21 protein-coding genes are annotated in these 19,704 nt (G+C 53.7%); 12 read left to right on the top strand and 9 right to left on the bottom strand.

Annotation, left to right across the window (positions count from 1 at the left end; all coding sequences use genetic code 11):
* Positions 1-10: 10 nt before the first annotated feature.
* The 5 genes from rsxG (at position 11) to gstA (ending at position 4,782) form a co-directional block, all read left to right on the top strand.
* Entirely contained in the window at positions 11-631 is a 621-nt protein-coding gene (gene rsxG / locus ACOTX3_RS21480) for an electron transport complex subunit RsxG (RefSeq protein ID WP_047352548.1), read from the top strand.
* A gap of 2 nt (positions 632-633) precedes the next feature.
* A complete protein-coding gene (locus ACOTX3_RS21475; RefSeq protein ID WP_023622212.1) occupies positions 634-1,320 on the top strand; it encodes an electron transport complex subunit E in 687 nt (228 codons plus the stop codon).
* Positions 1,317-1,952 carry an endonuclease III gene (nth, locus tag ACOTX3_RS21470; protein ID WP_020688297.1) on the top strand — a complete coding sequence of 212 codons (636 nt, stop codon included), beginning with the start codon at positions 1,317-1,319 and terminating at the stop codon, positions 1,950-1,952. The genes ACOTX3_RS21475 and nth overlap by 4 nt, the downstream gene beginning before the upstream one ends.
* A 617-nt stretch (positions 1,953-2,569) precedes the next feature.
* On the top strand, positions 2,570-4,078 hold the full coding sequence (gene dtpA, locus ACOTX3_RS21465) for a dipeptide/tripeptide permease DtpA (RefSeq protein WP_013096905.1): 1,509 nt from the start codon (positions 2,570-2,572) through the stop codon (positions 4,076-4,078).
* A gap of 98 nt (positions 4,079-4,176) precedes the next feature.
* A complete protein-coding gene (gene gstA / locus ACOTX3_RS21460; RefSeq protein ID WP_013096906.1) occupies positions 4,177-4,782 on the top strand; it encodes a glutathione transferase GstA in 606 nt (201 codons plus the stop codon).
* 86 nt (positions 4,783-4,868) lie between these two features.
* Here gstA and pdxY read toward each other — a convergent pair whose 3' ends face one another.
* The 5 genes from pdxY to anmK all read right to left on the bottom strand — a co-directional run bounded on the left by pdxY (position 4,869) and on the right by anmK (position 9,451).
* The gene (pdxY, locus tag ACOTX3_RS21455) at positions 4,869-5,729 is read right to left on the bottom strand and encodes a pyridoxal kinase PdxY (RefSeq protein ID WP_038420903.1); all 861 of its coding nucleotides are present in this window, start codon (positions 5,727-5,729) and stop codon (positions 4,869-4,871) included.
* A gap of 66 nt (positions 5,730-5,795) precedes the next feature.
* Positions 5,796-7,070, bottom strand: a complete 1,275-nt coding sequence (tyrS, locus tag ACOTX3_RS21450) for a tyrosine--tRNA ligase (RefSeq protein WP_014831636.1) — start codon at positions 7,068-7,070, stop codon at positions 5,796-5,798.
* 125 nt (positions 7,071-7,195) lie between these two features.
* Positions 7,196-7,852 carry a pyridoxamine 5'-phosphate oxidase gene (pdxH, locus tag ACOTX3_RS21445; RefSeq protein WP_013096909.1) on the bottom strand — a complete coding sequence of 219 codons (657 nt, stop codon included), beginning with the start codon at positions 7,850-7,852 and terminating at the stop codon, positions 7,196-7,198.
* Positions 7,853-7,909: 57 nt separating this feature from the next.
* Positions 7,910-8,233 (bottom strand): C-type lysozyme inhibitor, encoded by a 324-nt coding sequence (gene mliC / locus ACOTX3_RS21440; RefSeq protein ID WP_013096910.1) that lies wholly within the window; start codon positions 8,231-8,233, stop codon positions 7,910-7,912.
* A 93-nt stretch (positions 8,234-8,326) separates the two neighbouring features.
* Positions 8,327-9,451 carry an anhydro-N-acetylmuramic acid kinase gene (gene anmK, locus ACOTX3_RS21435; protein ID WP_029882777.1) on the bottom strand — a complete coding sequence of 375 codons (1,125 nt, stop codon included), beginning with the start codon at positions 9,449-9,451 and terminating at the stop codon, positions 8,327-8,329.
* Positions 9,452-9,705: 254 nt separating this feature from the next.
* On the opposite strand from anmK, the gene slyB reads away from it, so the two are divergent.
* Positions 9,706-10,173 carry an outer membrane lipoprotein SlyB gene (gene slyB, locus ACOTX3_RS21430; RefSeq protein ID WP_013096912.1) on the top strand — a complete coding sequence of 156 codons (468 nt, stop codon included), beginning with the start codon at positions 9,706-9,708 and terminating at the stop codon, positions 10,171-10,173.
* Between the two features lie 198 nt (positions 10,174-10,371).
* Positions 10,372-11,736: an MASE4 domain-containing protein gene (locus ACOTX3_RS21425; RefSeq protein WP_421631636.1), complete on the top strand. Its 1,365-nt coding sequence runs from the start codon at positions 10,372-10,374 to the stop codon at positions 11,734-11,736.
* 30 nt (positions 11,737-11,766) lie between these two features.
* Here ACOTX3_RS21425 and slyA read toward each other — a convergent pair whose 3' ends face one another.
* Positions 11,767-12,210: a transcriptional regulator SlyA gene (gene slyA / locus ACOTX3_RS21420; RefSeq protein ID WP_020688303.1), complete on the bottom strand. Its 444-nt coding sequence runs from the start codon at positions 12,208-12,210 to the stop codon at positions 11,767-11,769.
* A gap of 186 nt (positions 12,211-12,396) precedes the next feature.
* On the opposite strand from slyA, the gene ACOTX3_RS21415 reads away from it, so the two are divergent.
* Genes ACOTX3_RS21415 through ACOTX3_RS21405 form a run of 3 tightly spaced genes read left to right on the top strand, consistent with a single transcriptional unit; the run spans position 12,397 to position 15,523 of the window.
* Complete coding sequence (locus ACOTX3_RS21415) at positions 12,397-12,633, top strand: DUF1656 domain-containing protein (RefSeq protein WP_013096914.1); 237 nt, start codon at positions 12,397-12,399, stop codon at positions 12,631-12,633.
* A 2-nt stretch (positions 12,634-12,635) separates the two neighbouring features.
* The gene (locus tag ACOTX3_RS21410; RefSeq protein WP_013096915.1) at positions 12,636-13,496 is read left to right on the top strand and encodes an HlyD family secretion protein; all 861 of its coding nucleotides are present in this window, start codon (positions 12,636-12,638) and stop codon (positions 13,494-13,496) included.
* Positions 13,496-15,523 (top strand): FUSC family protein, encoded by a 2,028-nt coding sequence (locus ACOTX3_RS21405; RefSeq protein ID WP_127869284.1) that lies wholly within the window; start codon positions 13,496-13,498, stop codon positions 15,521-15,523. The genes ACOTX3_RS21410 and ACOTX3_RS21405 overlap by 1 nt, the downstream gene beginning before the upstream one ends.
* On the opposite strand, the gene sodC is transcribed toward ACOTX3_RS21405, so the two are convergent.
* From sodC to ACOTX3_RS21390, 3 genes are all read right to left on the bottom strand, one after another.
* Entirely contained in the window at positions 15,502-16,020 is a 519-nt protein-coding gene (gene sodC / locus ACOTX3_RS21400) for a superoxide dismutase [Cu-Zn] SodC (RefSeq protein WP_013096917.1), read from the bottom strand. The genes ACOTX3_RS21405 and sodC overlap by 22 nt on opposite strands.
* Before the next feature lie 81 nt (positions 16,021-16,101).
* On the bottom strand, positions 16,102-16,998 hold the full coding sequence (locus ACOTX3_RS21395; protein ID WP_020688306.1) for an aldo/keto reductase: 897 nt from the start codon (positions 16,996-16,998) through the stop codon (positions 16,102-16,104).
* A gap of 48 nt (positions 16,999-17,046) precedes the next feature.
* Positions 17,047-17,286: a DUF1289 domain-containing protein gene (locus ACOTX3_RS21390; protein WP_013096919.1), complete on the bottom strand. Its 240-nt coding sequence runs from the start codon at positions 17,284-17,286 to the stop codon at positions 17,047-17,049.
* 148 nt (positions 17,287-17,434) lie between these two features.
* Between ACOTX3_RS21390 and eptA the strand changes: the two genes are divergently transcribed.
* Both eptA and ACOTX3_RS21380 read left to right on the top strand, forming a co-directional pair.
* The gene (gene eptA, locus ACOTX3_RS21385; RefSeq protein ID WP_058651521.1) at positions 17,435-19,060 is read left to right on the top strand and encodes a phosphoethanolamine transferase EptA; all 1,626 of its coding nucleotides are present in this window, start codon (positions 17,435-17,437) and stop codon (positions 19,058-19,060) included.
* Positions 19,061-19,101: 41 nt separating this feature from the next.
* Positions 19,102-19,701, top strand: a complete 600-nt coding sequence (locus tag ACOTX3_RS21380) for a TetR/AcrR family transcriptional regulator (protein WP_028028082.1) — start codon at positions 19,102-19,104, stop codon at positions 19,699-19,701.
* Positions 19,702-19,704: the final 3 nt, after the last annotated feature.

The raw sequence follows: 19,704 nt of genomic DNA, 5'->3' as shown, positions 1-19,704 counted from the left end.
GGGTTTCGCGATGCTGAAAACAATGCAAAAACATGGCGTCACGCTGGCCATTTTCGCTGCTGTCCTCACCGGGATGACGGCACTGGTGAACGAACTGACCAAAACGACCATTGATGAACAGGCCGCAAAGCAGCAACGCGCGCTATTCGATCAGGTGATGCCGTCTGATTTCTACGATAATGACCTGCAGAAAAGCTGTTTCGTGGTACAGGCGCCGCAGTTAGGTAAAGGCCCGCATCGTCTCTATATCGCCCGTAGAGGCGATAACGCGGTGGGCGTTGTGATGGAGGCCACGGCACCAGACGGATATTCCGGTGCCATTCAGCTACTTGTGGGTACCGATTTTTCCGGTACCGTATTGGGTACCCGCGTGACTCAACACCACGAAACGCCAGGCCTTGGGGACAAAATTGAGACACGCCTGAGCGACTGGATTTTGCATTTTGCCGGTAAGGTGATCCACGGCGAAGCGGACCCGGCATTTGCCGTCAAGAAAGATGGCGGCGAGTTCGACCAGTTCACCGGGGCCACCATTACGCCGCGTGCCGTCGTGAATGCCGTAAAACGTGCCGGGTTGTATGCAGAAACGCTGCCTGCACAGATTAACAATCTTCCGGCCTGTGAGGAGTGAGCATGAGCCAGGTTAAAGAGGTCATTGTCCAGGGGTTGTGGAAGAACAACTCCGCGCTGGTACAGCTGCTGGGATTGTGCCCGCTGCTGGCGGTGACATCCACCGCTACCAACGCATTGGGGCTGGGGCTTGCCACCACGCTGGTGCTGACCCTGACCAACCTCTCCATTTCCACCCTGCGCCGCTGGACGCCGTCGGAAATCCGTATTCCAATTTACGTCATGATCATCGCGTCAGTGGTGAGCGTCGTTCAGATGCTGATTAACGCCTACGCGTTCGGTCTGTATCAGTCACTGGGGATTTTTATTCCGCTGATCGTTACCAACTGTATCGTGGTGGGGCGTGCAGAAGCCTTTGCCGTGAAGAACACCCCGGCGATGTCGGCCCTGGATGGTTTCTCCATCGGAATGGGAGCCACCTGCGCGATGTTCGTTCTGGGCTCACTGCGTGAAATTCTTGGCAACGGTACCCTCTTCGACGGCGCAGACGCGCTGCTGGGAAGCTGGGCTAAAGTTTTACGCATCGAGGTGTTTCATACTGATACGCCGTTCCTGCTGGCTATGCTGCCACCGGGTGCGTTTATTGGCCTTGGCATGATGCTGGCGATAAAATACCTGATTGATGAAAAACGTAAGCGCCGCGCGGCTGAGCGCAGCGTGCAGGAAGGGATACCCGGGAAAGCCTCATGAACAAAGAAAAGCGCATTGCGATCCTCACCCGTCTTCGGGACGCAAACCCGCACCCGACGACTGAGCTGAATTTCACTTCGCCGTTTGAGCTACTGATCGCAGTGCTGCTTTCGGCTCAGGCCACTGACGTGAGCGTGAATAAGGCCACCGCCCTGCTCTATCCGGTGGCCAATACTCCTAAAGCCATGCTGGAGCTGGGCGTGGAAGGGGTGAAGTCTTATATCAAAACCATCGGGCTGTTTAACAGCAAAGCGGAGAACGTCATTAAGACCTGCCGCATTTTGCTGGAGCGTCACGGTGGTGAAGTGCCGGAAGATCGCGAGGCGCTGGAAGCGTTGCCGGGGGTGGGACGTAAAACGGCGAATGTGGTACTGAACACCGCGTTTGGCTGGCCGACCATCGCGGTTGATACCCATATTTTCCGTGTCGCTAACCGAACCAACTTCGCTCCGGGTAAAAATGTCGAACAGGTGGAGGAGAAACTGTTAAAAGTGGTTCCCGCTGAATTCAAAGTCGACTGTCATCACTGGCTTATCCTGCATGGCCGTTATACCTGCATTGCCAGAAAGCCTCGCTGCGGCTCATGTATCATTGAAGATCTCTGCGAATATAAAGAAAAAGTGTATCCCTGAGCGGCGTTATTCCTTTTTACTTTCGCATCATCAAGACCTTACTAAAGGAAGGCTTAACTAAAAACCTTCCTTTAGGCCGCAAGTTGTCCGCTTATGTTCTCTTACGCCCTGTCAATTGTTCGGTTATTTAACGCTCAAACAGGTTAATAGTTTTTTCACTACCGAAAATTTCTATACATTTGTGATCGCGATCACTCTGATAACTTCATGTTGATTTTTTGTTGTCAGATCCCACCTAAACCCTTTGCCAGACAAGATGTAATCCTTCAATGGCCGCAGATAAGACCACTCATTTTTCAGAATATGGGCTATATGACTGCATTTAACGGTAAATAGCAGAACATATCGCCACACAACCCTCTCCTCCGGTTTTTCGCAGTCAAAAAAACCAACAAAACCCATTGTGTGAAATTTAACGCTGAATAACATTTGCAGAAACCGAGGATTATAGCGGCTCAGTTATATGTAACAGATTATTACAAACGTATTGCCAGACGGGTCAGGATAGTGAACATTACCCGCCGTTTCTCCTCCCACTATAACTATAAAGCGGATGGACTCCGACCATCACGCTATGAACACCCCCGTTAATATGGGATGTAAAAAAAGAGGTATATGTGTCAACTGCAAACAATAAACCAACAGATGAAAGCGTGAGTTTGAACGCTTTTAAACAGCCAAAAGCGTTCTATCTCATCTTCTCTATCGAGTTATGGGAGCGTTTTGGTTATTACGGCCTGCAAGGGATCATGGCGGTTTACCTGGTAAAACAGCTGGGTATGTCCGAAGCCGATTCCATCACGCTGTTCTCTTCATTCAGTGCCCTCGTTTACGGTCTGGTCGCGATTGGCGGCTGGCTTGGTGATAAAGTTCTGGGTACGAAGCGTGTCATTATGCTGGGCGCCATTGTTCTGGCAATCGGCTATGGTCTGGTTGCCTGGTCTGGTCATGACGCAGCCGTAGTCTATATGGGTATGGCAACCATCGCCGTTGGTAACGGATTGTTCAAAGCGAACCCGTCTTCCCTGCTCTCTACCTGCTACAGCAAAGATGACCCACGTCTGGACGGTGCATTCACCATGTACTACATGTCCATCAACATTGGTTCATTCTTCTCCATGCTGGCAACCCCATGGCTCGCCGCAAAATTCGGCTGGAGCGTGGCGTTTGCGCTGAGCTTTGTCGGTATGCTGATTACCGTTGTGAACTTCCTGTTCTGCCGTAGCTGGGTTAAGGACTACGGTTCAAAACCTGATTTCGAACCGGTGCATATGGGCAAACTGCTGGCCACCATCGTGGGTGTTGTTATCCTCGCGGCCATCGCCACCTGGTTGCTGCATAACCAGGGTGTTGCACGTGCCGTTCTGGGCGTGGTGGCACTGGGTATCGTCATCATCTTCGCGAAAGAAGCCTTCGCGATGCAGGGTGCGGCCCGTCGCAAGATGATTGTGGCCTTCATTCTGATGCTGGAAGCGATTATCTTCTTCGTGCTCTACAGCCAGATGCCAACCTCGCTGAACTTCTTCGCTATTCGCAACGTTGAGCACTCCATCCTGGGTATCGCGTTCGAGCCGGAGCAGTATCAGGCGCTGAACCCGTTCTGGATCATGATTGGTAGCCCAATTCTGGCGGCTATCTATAACAAGATGGGTGACCGTCTGCCAATGCCGCACAAGTTCGCCATCGGTATGGTGCTGTGCTCTGGTGCGTTCCTCGTGCTGCCACTGGGTACCAAATTTGCGACTGACGCCGGTATCGTCTCCGTTAACTGGCTGATCCTGAGCTATGCCCTGCAGTCTATCGGTGAACTGATGATCTCCGGTCTGGGTCTGGCGATGGTTGCACAGCTGGTGCCACAGCGTCTGATGGGCTTCATCATGGGTAGCTGGTTCCTGACCACTGCCGGTGCAGCCATCATCGCAGGTAAAATCGCAAACCTGATGGCGGTGCCTGAGAACGTGACTGACCCGCTGGTCTCCCTGAATGTGTACGGCACCGTCTTCCTGCAGATTGGTATCGCAACGGCGGTTATCGCGGCTTTGATGCTGCTGACGGCACCGAAGCTGAACCGTATGACTCAGGACGACGACAAAGCGACGAAAGCGACCGAAACCGCTACCGCGTAACGCTATTGAGAAACGATGAGCCGCTAATTTATTAGCGGCTTTTTTTTTGTTTGCTTGCGCACTAACATAGCTGAAACCTCAGCAAAAAGGAGTTACCGATGAAACTGTTCTACAAACCGGGCGCGTGCTCTCTTGCTTCCCATATTACCCTGCGCGAGAGCGGCAAAGATTTCACGCTGGACGGCGTTGACCTGATGAAAAAGCGCCTGGAAAACGGCGACGATTTTTTTGCGATTAACCCGAAGGGACAAGTTCCGGCACTGCTTCTGGATGACGGTACCCTGCTGACAGAAGGCGTCGCCATTATGCAGTACCTGGCAGACAGCGTGCCCGATCGCCAGCTGCTGGCCCCGGTAAGTACGGTTTCACGCTATAAAACGCTCGAGTGGCTGAACTACATTGCAACCGAACTGCATAAAGGATTTACGCCGCTGTTCCGCCCGGATACACCGGAAGAGTACAAACCGACCGTTCGCGCCCTGCTGGAGAAAAAGCTGCAGTACGTCAATGAGTCATTGAAGGACGATCAGTATATCTGCGGGGCACGCTTCACCATCGCCGATGCGTATCTCTTTACCGTGTTGCGCTGGGCGCGTGCGGTTAAGCTGAATCTGGACGGGTTAGACCATATCGCAGCATATATGACGCGTATGGCTGAGCGCCCTGCGGTGGCCGCGGCGCTGAAAGCGGAAGGATTGAATTAACCGGGTCGTTATTGCCCGGCGGCGCTTCGCTTGCACGGGCCTACGGGATTTGTAGGCCGGGTAAGCGCAGCGCCACCCGGCATAGTTTAGAGCTGTGTTGCGCTGAAATAGTGCTCCGGCTGCGCAATACGATCCTGTGCCGCGACCACCTGCAGTTCGTATTCCTGCATCTCTTTCGTCGCAATCATAATTTCGTACACCGCTGCAGTCACATGCTCAAGCGCTTCGCGCAGCGTCGCACCCTGTAGCAGTTTCACCAGCAACAGCCCGCTGGTCACATCTCCCACGCCCACTGGCTGACGCAGGCCAAAATCTACCAGCGGACGGCTGATGTGCCAGGCTTCGTCTTTGGTCACCAGCAGCATCTCAAAGCGGTCTCTGCTCAGCCCTGCACGGGCGAGATGTTTCACCAGCACAATCTCAGGCCCCTGGGCTATCAGTTCACGAGACGCGCTTACCGCCTCTGCTACGCTGTTAACCGGATGCTCGCAAAGGATCTCCAGCTCAATCAGGTTGGGCGCGATGATATCGCTGGCAGGTAACGCATGGCGAACATGGAATTCAGCCACGCCAGGCGCCACAATGCAGCCTTTTTCCGGATGCCCCATCACCGGATCGCAGAAGTACTTTGCTGCGGGATTGGCTGCTTTAGCCTGGCGAACGATGCCGAGGATATGCTCCCCCTGCTCTGCGGAGCCCAGGTAACCACTCAGAACCGCGTCACAGCGTTTGAGCTGGTCGATATCGGCAATGCCCTGCACGATCTCCGTGAGATGCGAAGGCGGCATCACGCAGCCGGTCCATTTGCCGTATTGTGTATGGTTTGAGAACTGTACGGTATTGAGGGGCCAGACGTTAGCCCCGAGGCGGCGCATCGGGAATTCCGCCGCGCTATTGCCAGCATGTCCAAAAACAACGTGGGACTGAATGGCGAGGATGTTCTTCATTTTATGCTTACCAAACCCTGAAAAAACAAAAAGGGCGTGGTTTCCCACGCCCCTGGAGATTTTTATTTATTTCCAGCAGACCAGACAGTAATTTTTCTTGCCGCGACGCAGCAGCGTGTAGCGGCCATACAGGCGATCGCTATCGGCGAAGGTGTATTCCGGGTCAGCCTGTTTTTCACCGTTGATGGTGATGGCGTTAGACGCAATGGTTTTACGCGCCTGCCCGCGAGACGGCTGCAGCTCTGAGTCCACCAGCGCCTGCATCAGGTCAGCCCCTTTCTCCATCTCAACCATCGGTACGCCATCCTGCGCCAGCTGCTCGAAGTCAGCTTCGCTCAAATCGCTCAGCGTACCGTTGAACAGGCTTGCGGTAATGCGTTTCGCCGCAGCCAGACCTTCTTCACCGTGAACCAGTTTGGTCACTTCATCCGCCAGCACATACTGCGCGCGTGGTGCTTTACCGCTGTTTTTATCTTCTTCTTCCAGGGCGTTGATGGTTTCAATGTCCATGAAGGTGAAGAACTTCAGGAAGCGGTAAACATCGGCGTCCGCGGTGTTGATCCAGAATTGATAGAATTTGTACGGGCTGGTTTTCTTCGGATCGAGCCATACCGCACCGCCTTCGGTTTTACCGAATTTTGTCCCGTCGGCTTTGGTGATCAGCGGAACGGTCAGACCAAACACCTGGTTTTGATGCAGGCGACGGGTCAGATCGATACCGGAAGTAATGTTACCCCACTGGTCAGAACCGCCAATCTGCAGGCAAACGCCGTGCAGTTTGTTCAGACAGGCGAAGTCGTAGCCCTGCAGCAGGTTATAAGAGAATTCAGTAAAGGAGATACCTTGATCGTCACGGTTCAGGCGCTGTTTCACCGCTTCTTTGTTAATCATCTGGTTAACAGAGAAGTGCTTGCCGATGTCACGCAGGAAGGTCAGCACGTTCATGCTACCAAACCAGTCGTAGTTATTGGCGGCAATCGCGGCGTTATCACCACAGTTGAAGTCGAGGAACGGTGCAACCTGTTTGCGGATCTTATCCACCCACTCCTGCACGGTGTCTTCGGTGTTCAGTTTACGCTCAGCGGCTTTAAAGCTTGGGTCGCCGATCAGACCGGTCGCGCCGCCCACCAGGGCCACAGGCTTATGGCCTGCCATCTGGAAGCGTTTCAGGCATAACAATGGAACAAGATGCCCCAAATGCAAGCTGTCAGCGGTGGGATCAAAGCCGCAATAGAGCGCGATCGGGCCTTGCGCCAGTCGCTCTGCTAACGCTTCCTCGTCCGTCACCTGGGCCACGAGGCCCCGCTCTTGCAATTGTTTAATCAAGTTACTGCTTGCCATCAAATTCTCCATGTATAAACGACTGCACCTTTGCCGGTACACGACTTTTCGCCTGATGCGAAAGGACCATAGAATAAAGCGCAAGCGCGGCGTGCGCTAGCGCTTAAATCAACAAATTTCGGGGATTACGGTGCAAGCCTGTCGATTTTCCAGCCGCCGTTGTCGCGCTGGTATAAAAAGCGGTCGTGCAGGCGATGTTCGCCCCCCTGCCAGAACTCAATCTGCTCGATCGGGATACGGAAACCGCCCCAGAAGCTGGGCAGTGGAATTTCGCCCTGCTGGAATTTCTGCTTGAGTTCAAGGAATTTGCTTTCCAGCACGCCGCGGGCAGAAATTCGGCTGGACTGTTTTGAGACCCAGGCGCCAATCTGGCTGTCACGCGGGCGGCTGTGGAAGTACTTCACCACTTCCAGTGTGGAAAGGCGCTCCGCTTTGCCTGTGACCATGACCTGGCGTTCCAGCATATGCCAGGGGAACAGGAGACTGATTCGGGGATTGTTCTCTAAATGGTGTGCTTTGCGGCTGCCCAGGTTGGTGTAAAACACCAGCCCTTTCTCGTCATAATGCTTAAGCAGCACGATACGTTGATACGGTTGACCATTTTCGTCCACCGTGGCAACCACCATGGCCGTTGGGTCGGCCAGTTTTGCTTCACAGGCCTGTTTCAGCCAGCGTTCAAAAAGCACCAGAGGTTCAGCGGGAAGATCCTGGCGACGCAGGCCGCCTTTGGTGTATTCACGGCGCAGATGCGCTATTTGCTGCAGTTCGTCGTTATCAGACATGGCATTAGGTGACGTTGAGATTGGGTGGCGCTATTGTGCGCCGCCCCTGTGAAAATCTCAACGCTTCGGATTTTCGAGCTGGCAATTGTTCAGCACGATGCGGTCTCGTTTGTAGACGGTGGCGCTGTCACCTTTCGACCAGAAGACGTAAATACCGTCGCTGTAGCGCGCGCCGGAGGCGGAGATCCCCTGCTTGAGCGTCAGCAATTTATTGTCATAGACAAAGCTGGCTTCCTGGCGTGGGTTATTAAGCTTGACGGTCAGCGGCTTTTCATCACAGCGATATTCCAGCGTGTCGGTCTGCATGCGCTCAACGAGCTGGTTATAGACGCTGCAGCCTGACAGCAAGACAGGTACAGCAATAAGAAGAAGTTTTTTCATGAGCGTATTCCGAAGACTATCCTGGTCCTGGAGGGCTAATGGGCCCTCCTGTTCCCTTTTATTTTACCGGCGACGCGCTGCGCTGAATTTCAGTTAACTCTGATTATGACGGGGATTGGCCGGGAAAATGGCACCGAGAACGCTGGCTTCGCGTGCGCCGGTGACTGAGGGCAAATTCCCCGGTAGCCCGGCAACGGTACGCCAGGCAAGCCAGGCGAAGGCCAGCGCTTCCATGTCGTCTCCGCTGATGCCGGCTTCATCGGTAGTTGTCACTTCGGTGCCCGGCAACAACCCGGCAAGGCGCGCCATCACCAGCGGGTTGCGGCTTCCGCCCCCGCAGACCAGCAGACGTTCGCAGCCACCGCTCAAAAGTACCTGTTCTGATATGGAGACCGCCGTGAGCTCGGCCAGCGTCGCCTGAACATCCTGCGGTGCCAGCGCCGGGAACCGAGCCAACTGACGTTCAAGCCAGCCATAGTTAAAGTACTCGCGTCCCGTGCTTTTTGGTGCCGGCAGGGCAAACCAGGGATCGCTAAGCATGGACTGCAGCAGCGGGATAATGACTTTGCCTTCGCTCGCCCACTCCGCGTCTTTATCATACGGTTTACCGCACTGACGCCAGATCCAGGCATCCATAAGCATGTTACCCGGGCCAGTATCATATCCCCGTACCGGCTGGCCCGGGATCAGCATCGACAGGTTGGCAATACCGCCAATGTTAAGCACCATACGGCGCTCTGACGGGTGCCCCAGCAACGCCTGGTGGAAGGCAGGCACCAGCGGCGCACCCTGCCCGCCCAGCGCGATGTCGCGACGCCGGAAATCGCCCACGACCGTGACGCCCGTTTTTGCCACAATCTGATTATTATCGCCAATTTGCAGGGTATGCGGCGCATCGCCAGTGGGTTCGTGCCAGACGGTCTGCCCGTGACAGCCAATCGCGACCACATCCTGCGGCCGGAGATTCTCTTTATGCATCAGCGCCAGCACCGCATCGGCAAACAGCGCCCCCAGCCTGACATCAAGCTGTCCAAGCTGCGAAAGCGTCAGCTGTTGCCCCTGGCAGATGCTCAGGATCTCCTCTTTCAGCGAAACAGGGATAGGCCAGGTCAGACTTGCCTGTTGTGCCACCATGTTTTCGTCTATGGCGGCCAGAACGACATCTACCCCATCCAGACTGGTGCCAGACATCACACCAATATAGCGACCCGATTTCATGCGCTTTCCTTACGTTGCGTGGGCTAAGGATAACCACTCAACCATAAACAGCCCCGCTTTGCCATCAGGCGATAATATTTTTTAACACTCTCAGTGAGGTAACGCGTCGAAATTTTGTTTATCTCTCGTTAAGTCAAATTCAAGTACAATTTTCCGATTGTTAGTGCAAAGATATGAACGATGGCCCTTTATGCCATATAATTTAGCCATAACGGATGCCCGGATTGGGCGTTTTTGGTGAACAGGAGATTCAAATGATTTTACGTGTACTGGGCGTTTCGCTGATTGGTTTAACTCTGGCTGGCTGTGTGAATGACAGTTCACTTTCTGGCGACGTTTATAGCGCTTCTGAAGCGAAACAGGTTCAGAACGTGACTTACGGTACGATTGTTAACGCACGTCCTGTTCAAATTCAGGGTGGTGACGAGAACAACGTCATGGGTGCCATCGGCGGTGCGGTTCTGGGTGGCTTCCTGGGTAACACCGTAGGCGGTGGTACAGGCCGTTCTCTGGCGACTGCGGCAGGTGCCGTTGCGGGTGGCGTAGCAGGCCAGGGCGTTCAGGGTGCGATGAATAAAACCCAGGGCGTAGAGCTGGAAATCCGTAAAGACGACGGCAGCACCATTATGGTTGTGCAGAAACAGGGCAGCACCCGCTTCTCTGCAGGTCAGCGCGTCGTGCTGGCAAGCAACGGTAGCCAGGTTACCGTTTCTCCGCGTTAATTCATAAAAAGGATGTGGCTGCCAGGCCGCATCCTTTTACAAATAGCATCATTATAATAAATAGTTTTACAAAATTTATTCAGGCAATGAATAATTAACCACGCCGTATCTTGTTCCTGCGCAAAGTATTCCCCTCTCTTTTGCATTAGGCTAATCTCAATTAACTTTTTTATTTATTATTTTCGTTGAAACATACTTATGCTTGCGATCTCCCGGTACGTGAAAAAATCCTATATTCCATTCTGTTTAGGGTGCATTGTCGTCATTGGAATATTACAAATTTTATTTTTAAAACTGGTCGAATGGGTTCCCTCTTTCTCACCGCTTTTATTCCCTACACTCACCATTTTTTTACTGGTATTCCATCTGTTTATTGCCTGCTTTATGGCCATGAAATACTGGTGTGACAGAAGACGGTTGTACCTGATTGCTATCGCTTTTGCCTTTGCCGGTTCAGCCATGCTGATGGTGGGTACGCTTACCAGTTTCCCGGCCTGGCTTGATCTCTACCAGCTCAACGTCGTGGACTATAACGATACGATGATCTTCTTTATGTACCGCCATCTGTTAATGGCGGTACTGATGATTGCGTCGGCCCTGCTATATATCGTCAGGGATAATCCGCTTTCACGTGCGGCGCATATCGCCATTGTTGCCGGTACATTTCTGTTTATGGTGGGCATGGTGCTGTTGGCCTGGCTTAGCTCCAGCCACTCATCATTAATGTCGTTAGACCTGGTGGATAATGAAACCCATCAATTTATGGTTCTCTGGAGCCATGCAATAAATATCGTCTTGATTATTCTTTGGGTGGTGACATTAGCAACGCTAATGGTTATTACCCGCGTACGCAATATTTTTTGGGTGGGCGGTAATTTTTTATGTGTCTGTTATATCGTGACGCTCGCGATGCTATTAGCAGGCGGACACGCGGAGGATATTTCCTGGTATCGAGCGCGCTTATTTGAAACTGTTGCGACGTTATTGATTATTTTTGTTCTGCTTTATGATGTCTTTAGATTCTATCGCGACTCGCATTTGAAATATCAACAGTCGTATCAAAACTCGATTCGCGATCCTCTGACCCGCCTCTACAATCGCAGCTATTTTTACGACTCGCTAAACCAGGCACTCGGTGCCTGTAAAGCCAGCCGTCCGGTTTCGGTTATCGTCAGCGATCTCGACCGCTTCAAGCGCATCAACGACTGCTACGGCCATCTGCAGGGCGACAAAGTGTTGCAGTTTGTGGCGCATCTGCTGATGGATTCCGTACGGCCTCAGGATATTGCCGCACGTATTGGCGGTGAGGAATTTGTGTTGATGTTAACCAACACCTCTTCAGAAGCCGCGTACCAGGTGGCGGAACGCATCCGCCTGAAGCTGAGCAGCTTTGATAAGACCAGCAGCGGGGGACAGCTTCCGGAGCCCATTACCATCAGCATGGGCGTCTTTACAGCAACGTCCGTGGAGACGACGGCTGAAGAGTGTGTGGAAAAGGCTGATAAAGCGATGTATGAGGCGAAAGAGACGGGTCGCAACCGGGTGATCGTCTCCAGAGGATAAAAGGCCTTGCGAATGCAAGGCCTGATAAGGTCAGGCGTCGCGTGCCTGCAGGTCGTGAATGTTCTGCTCAAGGCGTCCAATCAGACTGATGAGCATTTCAAGCTCCGCAGGGGAAACCCCGGACAGGATCTCACCGCGCGTTTTGGTAATCACTGCTTCCATTTCAGTGATAATGGGAGCCGCTTTCTCAGTGAGTTTAATTCGCTTGGCGCGACGGTCGCTGGCACAGGTTTGTCGGGAGATCAGCCCCTTCTCTTCCAGTTGGTCAAGCGTACGCACCAGCGACGGCTGCTCAATACCAATCGCCTTTGCCAGTTGAATTTGTGACTGGTCGGGCGGCAGCTGATGAATGTTGTGCAGCGTGACCCAATGCGTCTGTGTCAATTCCAGAGGTTTCAGGCGATGGTCAATCAGAGCACGCCAGACGCGTACCAACCTTGCCAGATCAGAACCTAATGGCGATTCCAATTTCATCTCCTTATAATTAGCTTGCTAAGTTATTATACTGATTTTAGAATAGTGTGCAGCATTTGTATTGCCAAAACAAATGCATTACGACATTCATCAAATTTAAAAGTATGACTTACACTGAAAAGTGATGTTCCATCTCATTAAGACAAGCCATCCCGGCATTCTGTTCACTGCAAAGGATCTCTGCTCGTGACGTTTTTTCATCGCTCAGAGGGGCTGCCCCTTCAGGACCTGATCTTCGGTGCATCAGTCTACTTTCCTCCCCTGTTTAAAGCCGTTCTGGTGGGCTTTGTGATCTGGCTTGTCGCGCATCGTCTGCTCCGCGACTGGATGTATTCTGGCGAGATCTGGCACCCCATGCTGATGGATCTCTCCCTGTTCGCTCTCTCCGTGTCTCTTGGCCTTGCTGTGTTGATTGTGTGGTGATTATGCCCCTGAAAACGCTGAAGTACTTTTCCACCCTCTTTGTCCTGGCTCTGGCCCTGGTTGCCGGCTGGTGGCTGTGGAATTTTTATATGCAGTCACCCTGGACACGCGACGGTAAAATTCGCGCTGAACAGGTGAGTATCACCCCGCAGGTATCAGGCAGTATCACGGCGCTTCTGGTTAAGGATAACCAGTTCGTTAAAAAGGGAGATGTTTTATTCCGCATTGACGATACCCCTTACCATATCGCGATCCTTAACGCCCAGGCGCAGCTGGCTAAGGCCCAGACTGAACTGGCGAAAGCGAACAACGAAGCCACGCGTCGTCGGCATTTATCACAAAACTATATCTCTGCCGAAGACCTGGATACCGCAAACATCAACGTCAAGGCGATGCAGGCCAACGTCAATGTGGCAGAGGCAACGCTCAAACAGGCGCAATGGGAACTGACGCAAACCGTGGTACAGGCCCCTGTCGATGGCTGGGTGACGAACCTCTCTGCCCGCGTGGGTAATTATGCCACCACCGGCCAACCGATTTTCGCGCTGGTCGACAGCCACTCATTTTACGTCGTGGGCTATTTTGAAGAGACCAAACTTCGCCATATTCGGGAAGGTGCCCCTGCCACAATAACGCTTTATAGCGGCTCGCAAAGGTTACAGGGTCACGTTTCCAGCATTGGCCGTGCCATTTACGATCAGAGCGTTGAAACCGATTCAGGCCTGGTTCCCGACATCAAACCTAATGTCCCCTGGGTGCGCCTGGCCCAGCGCGTGCCGGTTCGGGTTGAATTTGACCGCTTACCGCAGGGGTTAACGCTGGTCTCCGGCACAACCTGTACTGTCTCGATCGGAACACCCTGATGAATGCCTTCTCCTGGCGAAATCTGCCGTGGATGAAAGCAACACGCCCTCAGTGGCGCTACGCCCTGCGCAATGGCATTGCCATGTGCCTTGCGCTGACCGTCGCCTACTATCTGAACCTTGACGAGCCTTACTGGGCCATGACCTCCGCGGCGGTCGTGAGCTTCCCGACCGTTGGCGGAGTGATCAGTAAAAGCCTTGGGCGCATCGCGGGCAGCCTGCTCGGTGCCACTGCGGCGCTGATCATTGCAGGCCATACCCTGAACGATCCGTGGCTTTTTTTACTGAGCATGGCGGCATGGCTGGGATGCTGTACCTGGGCCTGCGCCCATTTTACCAACAACGTCGCCTACGCCTTCCAGCTGGCGGGCTATACCGCCGCAATTATTGCCTTTCCGGTAGTTAACGTTCTTGATACCACCGAGTTATGGGATATCGCCCAGGCGCGCGTCTGTGAAGTTATTGTCGGTATTCTGAGCGGCGGGTTTATGATGATGATCCTGCCCAGCACCTCCGACGGCACCGCGCTTATCACGGCGCTGAAGACCATGCATACCCGCTTGCTGGAACATGCGAGCCTGCTCTGGCAGCCGGATACTAACGATGAGATTCGCCTGGCGCATGAAAAGGTGATTGGTCAGATCCTGACCATGAATCTGTTACGCATTCAGGCCTTCTGGAGCCATTATCGTTTTCGCCGCCAGAATACCCTGCTGAACTACCTGCTTCACCAGCAGCTACGGATGACCAGTGCGATCTCCAGCCTGCGCCGGATGTTACTCAACTGGTCAACGCCACCGGAAAACACCCGCGCCATCATTGAAACGCTGCTCGCAGCCCTTGCCCGCCCGGATGCCGACATCTACATGGTGGCCCGCATTATCGCCCCGCTCGCGCCGAAAGATGAGTACGATTATCGCCACCGCGCCTTCTGGCAGCGTCTGAACTACTTTTGCCGCCTATATCTGCGCAGCAGTCGCTGGATCAAGGCCGTTGAAAATGCCACGCCGATAACGGAATTCGCCGTTCCCAGTAGCCCGGCGCTGGCGCGGCACACTGACTATCTGGAAGCGCTGTGGAGCGGTTTTCGAACCTTTTGCGCCCTGACGCTGGTGGGGGCATGGAGCATCACCACGCAGTGGGAATCTGGCTCCGCCGCGCTCACGCTGGCCGCCATCAGTTGCGTGCTCTACTCCGTCGCCGCCTCGCCGTTCAACTCGCTTACGCTGCTGCTGCGCACGCTGGTGTTGTTATCGCTGTTCAGCTTTGTGGTCAAGTTCGGCCTGATGGTGCAGATAAGCGACCTGTGGCAGTTCCTGCTGTTTCTGTTTTCGCTGTTAACCACGATGCAGCTTCTGAAGCTGCAAATGCCCAAACTGGCGGGGCTCTGGGGACAGTTGATTGTCTTTATGGGCTCGTTTATCTCAGTCACAAACCCGCCGGTTTATGATTACGCCGATTTTCTCAATGATAATCTGGCAAAAATCCTGGGGGTGGGTCTGGCGTGGCTGGCTTTTGCCGTATTACGCCCCGGCTCAGACGCGCGTAAAAGCCGACGCCATATCCGCGAGCTTCGTCGGGGGTTTGTCGATCAGCTCAGCCGTAAACCGCATCTGCGTGAAAGTGAGTATGAATCGCTGGTGTACCACCATGTCAGCCAGCTCAATAACAGCCAGGACTCGCTTTCCCGCCGCTGGCTGCTGCGTTGGGGAGTGGTCTTGCTGAACTGTTCCCATGTGGTCTGGCAACTTCGCGCATGGGAGACGCGGTCCGATCCGCTGTCGCAGGTGCGCGACGTGTGCATCTCTCTGCTACGCGATGTGATGAGTGAACGCGGCGTTCAGCAACGCCCGCTGGAAGCGACGCTGACTGAACTGCAGCGGATCTGCGACAGTCTTGCTCACCACCATCAGCCCGCCGCGCGTGATTTAGCGTCGATAATCTGGCGGCTGCACTGTTCCCTGTCGCAGCTGGAACAAGCGCCACCGCCGGGGACGATTGGGGATCAGATCACCCCGCAGGCATAGCGTGCCCCACCACCGCCAAGCGGTTTCGGCTGATCGGACATATTGTCGCCGCCGACGTGGATCATTAGCGCCTTGCCTTTGACCTCATCCAGCTTTTTGAGGCGTGGCGCAACAACCGGATCCGTGGCTTTGCCGTCATTATTTACCACGAGCACGGGCAGATCGCCCAGATGGCCCATTCCGTTTGGGCCCTCATGCTTACCGGAATGTTGTGGGTCAAGGTGGCCGCCTGCCGCCTCTGCTGCCGAGGGTTTACCCTCTTTTAACGCGGGCTGACAACTCCCCTTAGCATGAACATGAAAACCATGTTCGCCGGGAGGCAGGGCCTTGAGATCGGGCGCAAATTCCAGTCCTTTGTCGGTTTCAGTGATTTTCACTGTGCCGATGGACTGACCTACGCCCTGCGAGGTGACGAGATTCATTTCTACTTCATCGCTGGCTGCCTGCGCCCCTGCGCAAACAACCAGCGTGACCAGTGCCAGAGCAAAACGCTTCATATGACCTCCGCTGGTTATTTTTTGCCTCTTAAGTGTATACCAGAGGCAAAGATTTCACCGGAAAGTCACATTTTTACCGGTTTACGGAACGTCGTAACCGAGCGCAGCTTTGCGGATGCGGAACCACTGCTGACGGCTCATCTGCAGCTCTTCAGCCGCCAGGGCAGAACGGACGCGTTCAATTTTACCGGAACCAATAATCGGTAGCGGTTTCGACGGCAGACGCAGGATCCACGCGTAAACCACCTGTTCGATGTTCTCAGCGTTCAGTTCACGGGCAATGGTTTCCAGCTCATTGCGCAGCGGCTGGAATTCATCGTCATTGAACAGACGACCGCCACCAAGGCAGGACCACGCCATAGGACGGATGCGCAGCTGTTGCAGCTGATCGAGCGTACCATCCAGCAACAATGGCTGATGCACCGGGGAGATTTCCACCTGGTTGGTGGCCAGGGTAAAGGGCAGACGAGACTGCAGCAGCGCAAACTGCGCCGGGGTAAAGTTTGAGACGCCAAAATGACGCACTTTGCCGCTTTGATGCAGCGTCAGGAAGGCTTCAGCGACCTCATCGGCATCCATTAACGGGTCGGGACGGTGGATCAGCAGCAGGTCGATATGATCCGTCGCCAGGTTCACCAGCGACTGCTCGGCGCTTTTGATGATGTGTGCGCTGTCGGTAATGTAATGACCAAGGGTATGTTCAGGTTTTGCCGTCGTGGCAATACCGCATTTGGTGACAATTTCCATCCGCTCACGCAGCGCCGGAACCAGCTTGAGGGCTTCTCCGAACGCCGCTTCACACGCATAGCCGCCATAAATGTCAGCATGATCGACGGTGGTGATCCCTAAATCGAGGTGCTCCTCAATGAAGCTCGCCAGTTGCAGGGGGGACATATTCCAGTCCATCAGGCGCCAGTAACCCATCACAAAGCGGGAGAATTCTGGCCCCTGGGGGGCAAGGGTAATACGCTGAACCATAACATTTTCCTCAAGGAAGTGATGTCATGAGTATACGCAATAAGCGTGTTAAAACAGTGAAGGTTGCTGGGGTTCTTCGGTTTCACCGGGCTTGTTTGCACGTATTTTGCGCAGAAACCGCTGGCGGCAGAGGCGAAGCACCTCCTGCTTTTGCGTGTCGCTGAAATTTTGCCAGTTAAACCGCTCGTCGCGGGTACGCATACACCCACGGCAATAACCGCGTTCATCCACCTGACAAATCCCCCGGCACGGGCTCTGGATGGGGAAAAACTCCAGCTGCTCTGCCACGTTCACCTCCGAATACCGACACTCACCTACAGTGAAGACGTTAAACGCCCCACGTGCAAGGGCTTTACCACAGTTTTGTGGCATTAAGGTTTCACTAATCTTCCCTCTCTATACTCGCCTCATCAATATGATGACAGGTTTCTTTTCGATGTGGTTAACGAAGAAGTTACAGTGTAACGATATAAAATTCACTCTGGGTTGTGCGCTTTTCTTTACGCTGATAAACGCACTGTTTATTCAACGTAGCTGGGCCATTATTGCCCCGGCAAGGCTTCACGATATCCTTTTTGCCGCGTCCGTGCCGCTGGTGCTGTTCTGCGGCTGGGTGATTGTCTTCAGCCTGCTCAATATCCCCTTTATCCGTAAGCCGCTGCTGATCGTCTTAACCGTCGGCTGTGCCGCGGCAACGTACTTTATGTATACCTATGGCGCGGTTATCGATCAGAACATGATTGTTAACGTGTTCGAAACCAACTCCCAGGAAGCCACAGCGCTGGTCACGCCGCAGATGATTCTGTGGATTGTCATAGCAGGACTGGTTCCTTCCGTGGTGTTGGCGATGACGCGTATTCAGACCGGAAAATGGTGGTATGCGCTGCTGATGCGCGTTGCCGCCATGCTTGGCGCCCTGCTGGTGATCATCCTCGTCGCCGCCGTGTTTTATAAAGATTATGCGTCGCTGTTTCGCAACAATAAGAGCATCGTCAAGATGGTCACCCCTGCTAACTACGTCAGCGCCATGATGAAATACAGCAAAATGCGCTGGTTCGAAGGTGACCAAACGCTGGTGCGTATAGGTGAAGATGCGCATAAAGGCCCGCTGATTGCAGGTCAGAACAAGAAAACGGTTCTGGTGCTGGTTGTCGGTGAAGCCTCACGTGCCGCGAACTACTCGCTGAATGGTTATGGCCGTGAAACGAACCCGGAACTGAAAAAGCAGGATGTCATCAACTTCCCGCAGGCCACGTCATGCGGCACCGAAACGGCCGTTTCCGTTCCCTGCATGTTCTCCGGGATGACGCGCAGCAAATACGATGCCGACCTGGCGCATCACCAGGAAGGGTTGCTCGATGTGCTCAAACACGCGGGAATCAACCTGCTGTGGCGTGACAATGACGGCGGCTGTAAAGGTGCCTGCGACCGCGTACCCCATACCGATATGACCCAGTGGAACCTGGATCAGTTCTGCAAAGACAAGTCCTGTATTGATGATGTGAACTTCTACCGTCTCGACAACGTGCTGGACGGCCTGAAACAGGACACCGTACTGGTTATCCACCTGATGGGCAGCCACGGCCCGGCTTACTATCACCGTTACCCGGACAATTTCCGCAAATTCACCCCAACCTGCGAAACCAATGAGATTCAGGATTGCGATCACCAGGCGCTGATGAATACCTATGACAACACCATTCTGTATACCGACAGCGTGGTTAGCAAAACCATCGATGCGCTGAAGGCACGTCAGGCAAATATGAACACCGCGCTGATTTACCTTTCCGACCACGGCGAATCGCTGGGCGAAAGCGGAATTTATCTGCACGGCACGCCGTATATGCTGGCGCCAGAGCAACAAACGCACATTCCGTTTATGTTCTGGTTATCACCGGACTACGCGAAAAACTTTGGTATCAACGCGCAGTGCCTGCGCGACTATGCTGCAAAAAATGCGGTTTCGCAGGATAATCTGTTCTCTACCGTACTGGGTATGATGGATGTGAAATCAACGGTTTATCAGCAGCAACTGGATATTCTGAACGCATGTCGTCAGTAAACGCCCTTGCAATAGACCGAACGGTCTATTAGAGTTTGGCCATGAGCAGAAATACTGAACACGATACACGCGAACATTTACTGGCGACCGGCGAGCGGCTTTGCATGCATCGCGGGTTTACCGGTATGGGGTTAAGCGAGTTACTTAAAACCGCTGAAGTGCCAAAGGGGTCGTTTTATCACTACTTCCGATCCAAAGAGGCGTTTGGCGTGGCGATGCTGGAGAGGCACTATGCCAGCTACCATCAACGCCTGGCCACCCATTTCGCCAGTGGTGAAGGAAACTATCGGGATCGTGTTCTCAACTACTATCAGGAAACGCTGAACCAGTTCTGTCAGCAGGGCATTATCAGCGGTTGCCTGACGGTAAAACTCTCTGCAGAAGTGTGCGATCTCTCCGAAGATATGCGTGCGGCAATGGATAAAGGTGCCAGCGGCGTGATCGCCCTGCTGGCGCAGGCGCTTGAGAATGGCCGCCGTGAAAAAACGCTGGCCTTCGCCGGTGAGGCGTTAACCCAGGCGCAGGTTTTATATTCGCTCTGGTTAGGGGCGAACCTGCAGGCCAAAATTTCCCGCAGTGCCGTGCCGCTGGAAAGCGCACTGGCACATGTTAATAGCAGCATTACTGCGCCTGGCGTGTAGCAG

The sequence above is a fragment of the Enterobacter cloacae complex sp. IR5384 genome, assembly GCF_049237265.1.
GTDB classification, from domain to species: domain Bacteria; phylum Pseudomonadota; class Gammaproteobacteria; order Enterobacterales; family Enterobacteriaceae; genus Enterobacter; species Enterobacter cloacae.
The sequence above is the reverse complement of the archived record's forward strand: the minus strand, read 5'-3'. Positions and strand labels throughout refer to the sequence as shown.

Coding starts and splice junctions, on each gene's coding strand:
- ACOTX3_RS21380 (WP_028028082.1), top strand. CDS start 19,102: ATGAGCAGAAATACTGAACACGATACACGCGAACATTTACTGGCGACC.
- ACOTX3_RS21395 (WP_020688306.1), bottom strand. CDS start 16,998: ATGGTTCAGCGTATTACCCTTGCCCCCCAGGGGCCAGAATTCTCCCGC.
- rsxG (WP_047352548.1), top strand. CDS start 11: ATGCTGAAAACAATGCAAAAACATGGCGTCACGCTGGCCATTTTCGCT.
- gstA (WP_013096906.1), top strand. CDS start 4,177: ATGAAACTGTTCTACAAACCGGGCGCGTGCTCTCTTGCTTCCCATATT.
- slyA (WP_020688303.1), bottom strand. CDS start 12,210: ATGAAATTGGAATCGCCATTAGGTTCTGATCTGGCAAGGTTGGTACGC.
- nth (WP_020688297.1), top strand. CDS start 1,317: ATGAACAAAGAAAAGCGCATTGCGATCCTCACCCGTCTTCGGGACGCA.
- eptA (WP_058651521.1), top strand. CDS start 17,435: ATGTGGTTAACGAAGAAGTTACAGTGTAACGATATAAAATTCACTCTG.
- anmK (WP_029882777.1), bottom strand. CDS start 9,451: ATGAAATCGGGTCGCTATATTGGTGTGATGTCTGGCACCAGTCTGGAT.
- sodC (WP_013096917.1), bottom strand. CDS start 16,020: ATGAAGCGTTTTGCTCTGGCACTGGTCACGCTGGTTGTTTGCGCAGGG.
- ACOTX3_RS21410 (WP_013096915.1), top strand. CDS start 12,636: ATGCCCCTGAAAACGCTGAAGTACTTTTCCACCCTCTTTGTCCTGGCT.
- mliC (WP_013096910.1), bottom strand. CDS start 8,233: ATGAAAAAACTTCTTCTTATTGCTGTACCTGTCTTGCTGTCAGGCTGC.
- ACOTX3_RS21475 (WP_023622212.1), top strand. CDS start 634: ATGAGCCAGGTTAAAGAGGTCATTGTCCAGGGGTTGTGGAAGAACAAC.
- pdxH (WP_013096909.1), bottom strand. CDS start 7,852: ATGTCTGATAACGACGAACTGCAGCAAATAGCGCATCTGCGCCGTGAA.
- slyB (WP_013096912.1), top strand. CDS start 9,706: ATGATTTTACGTGTACTGGGCGTTTCGCTGATTGGTTTAACTCTGGCT.
- pdxY (WP_038420903.1), bottom strand. CDS start 5,729: ATGAAGAACATCCTCGCCATTCAGTCCCACGTTGTTTTTGGACATGCT.
- ACOTX3_RS21425 (WP_421631636.1), top strand. CDS start 10,372: ATGCTTGCGATCTCCCGGTACGTGAAAAAATCCTATATTCCATTCTGT.
- tyrS (WP_014831636.1), bottom strand. CDS start 7,070: ATGGCAAGCAGTAACTTGATTAAACAATTGCAAGAGCGGGGCCTCGTG.
- ACOTX3_RS21405 (WP_127869284.1), top strand. CDS start 13,496: ATGAATGCCTTCTCCTGGCGAAATCTGCCGTGGATGAAAGCAACACGC.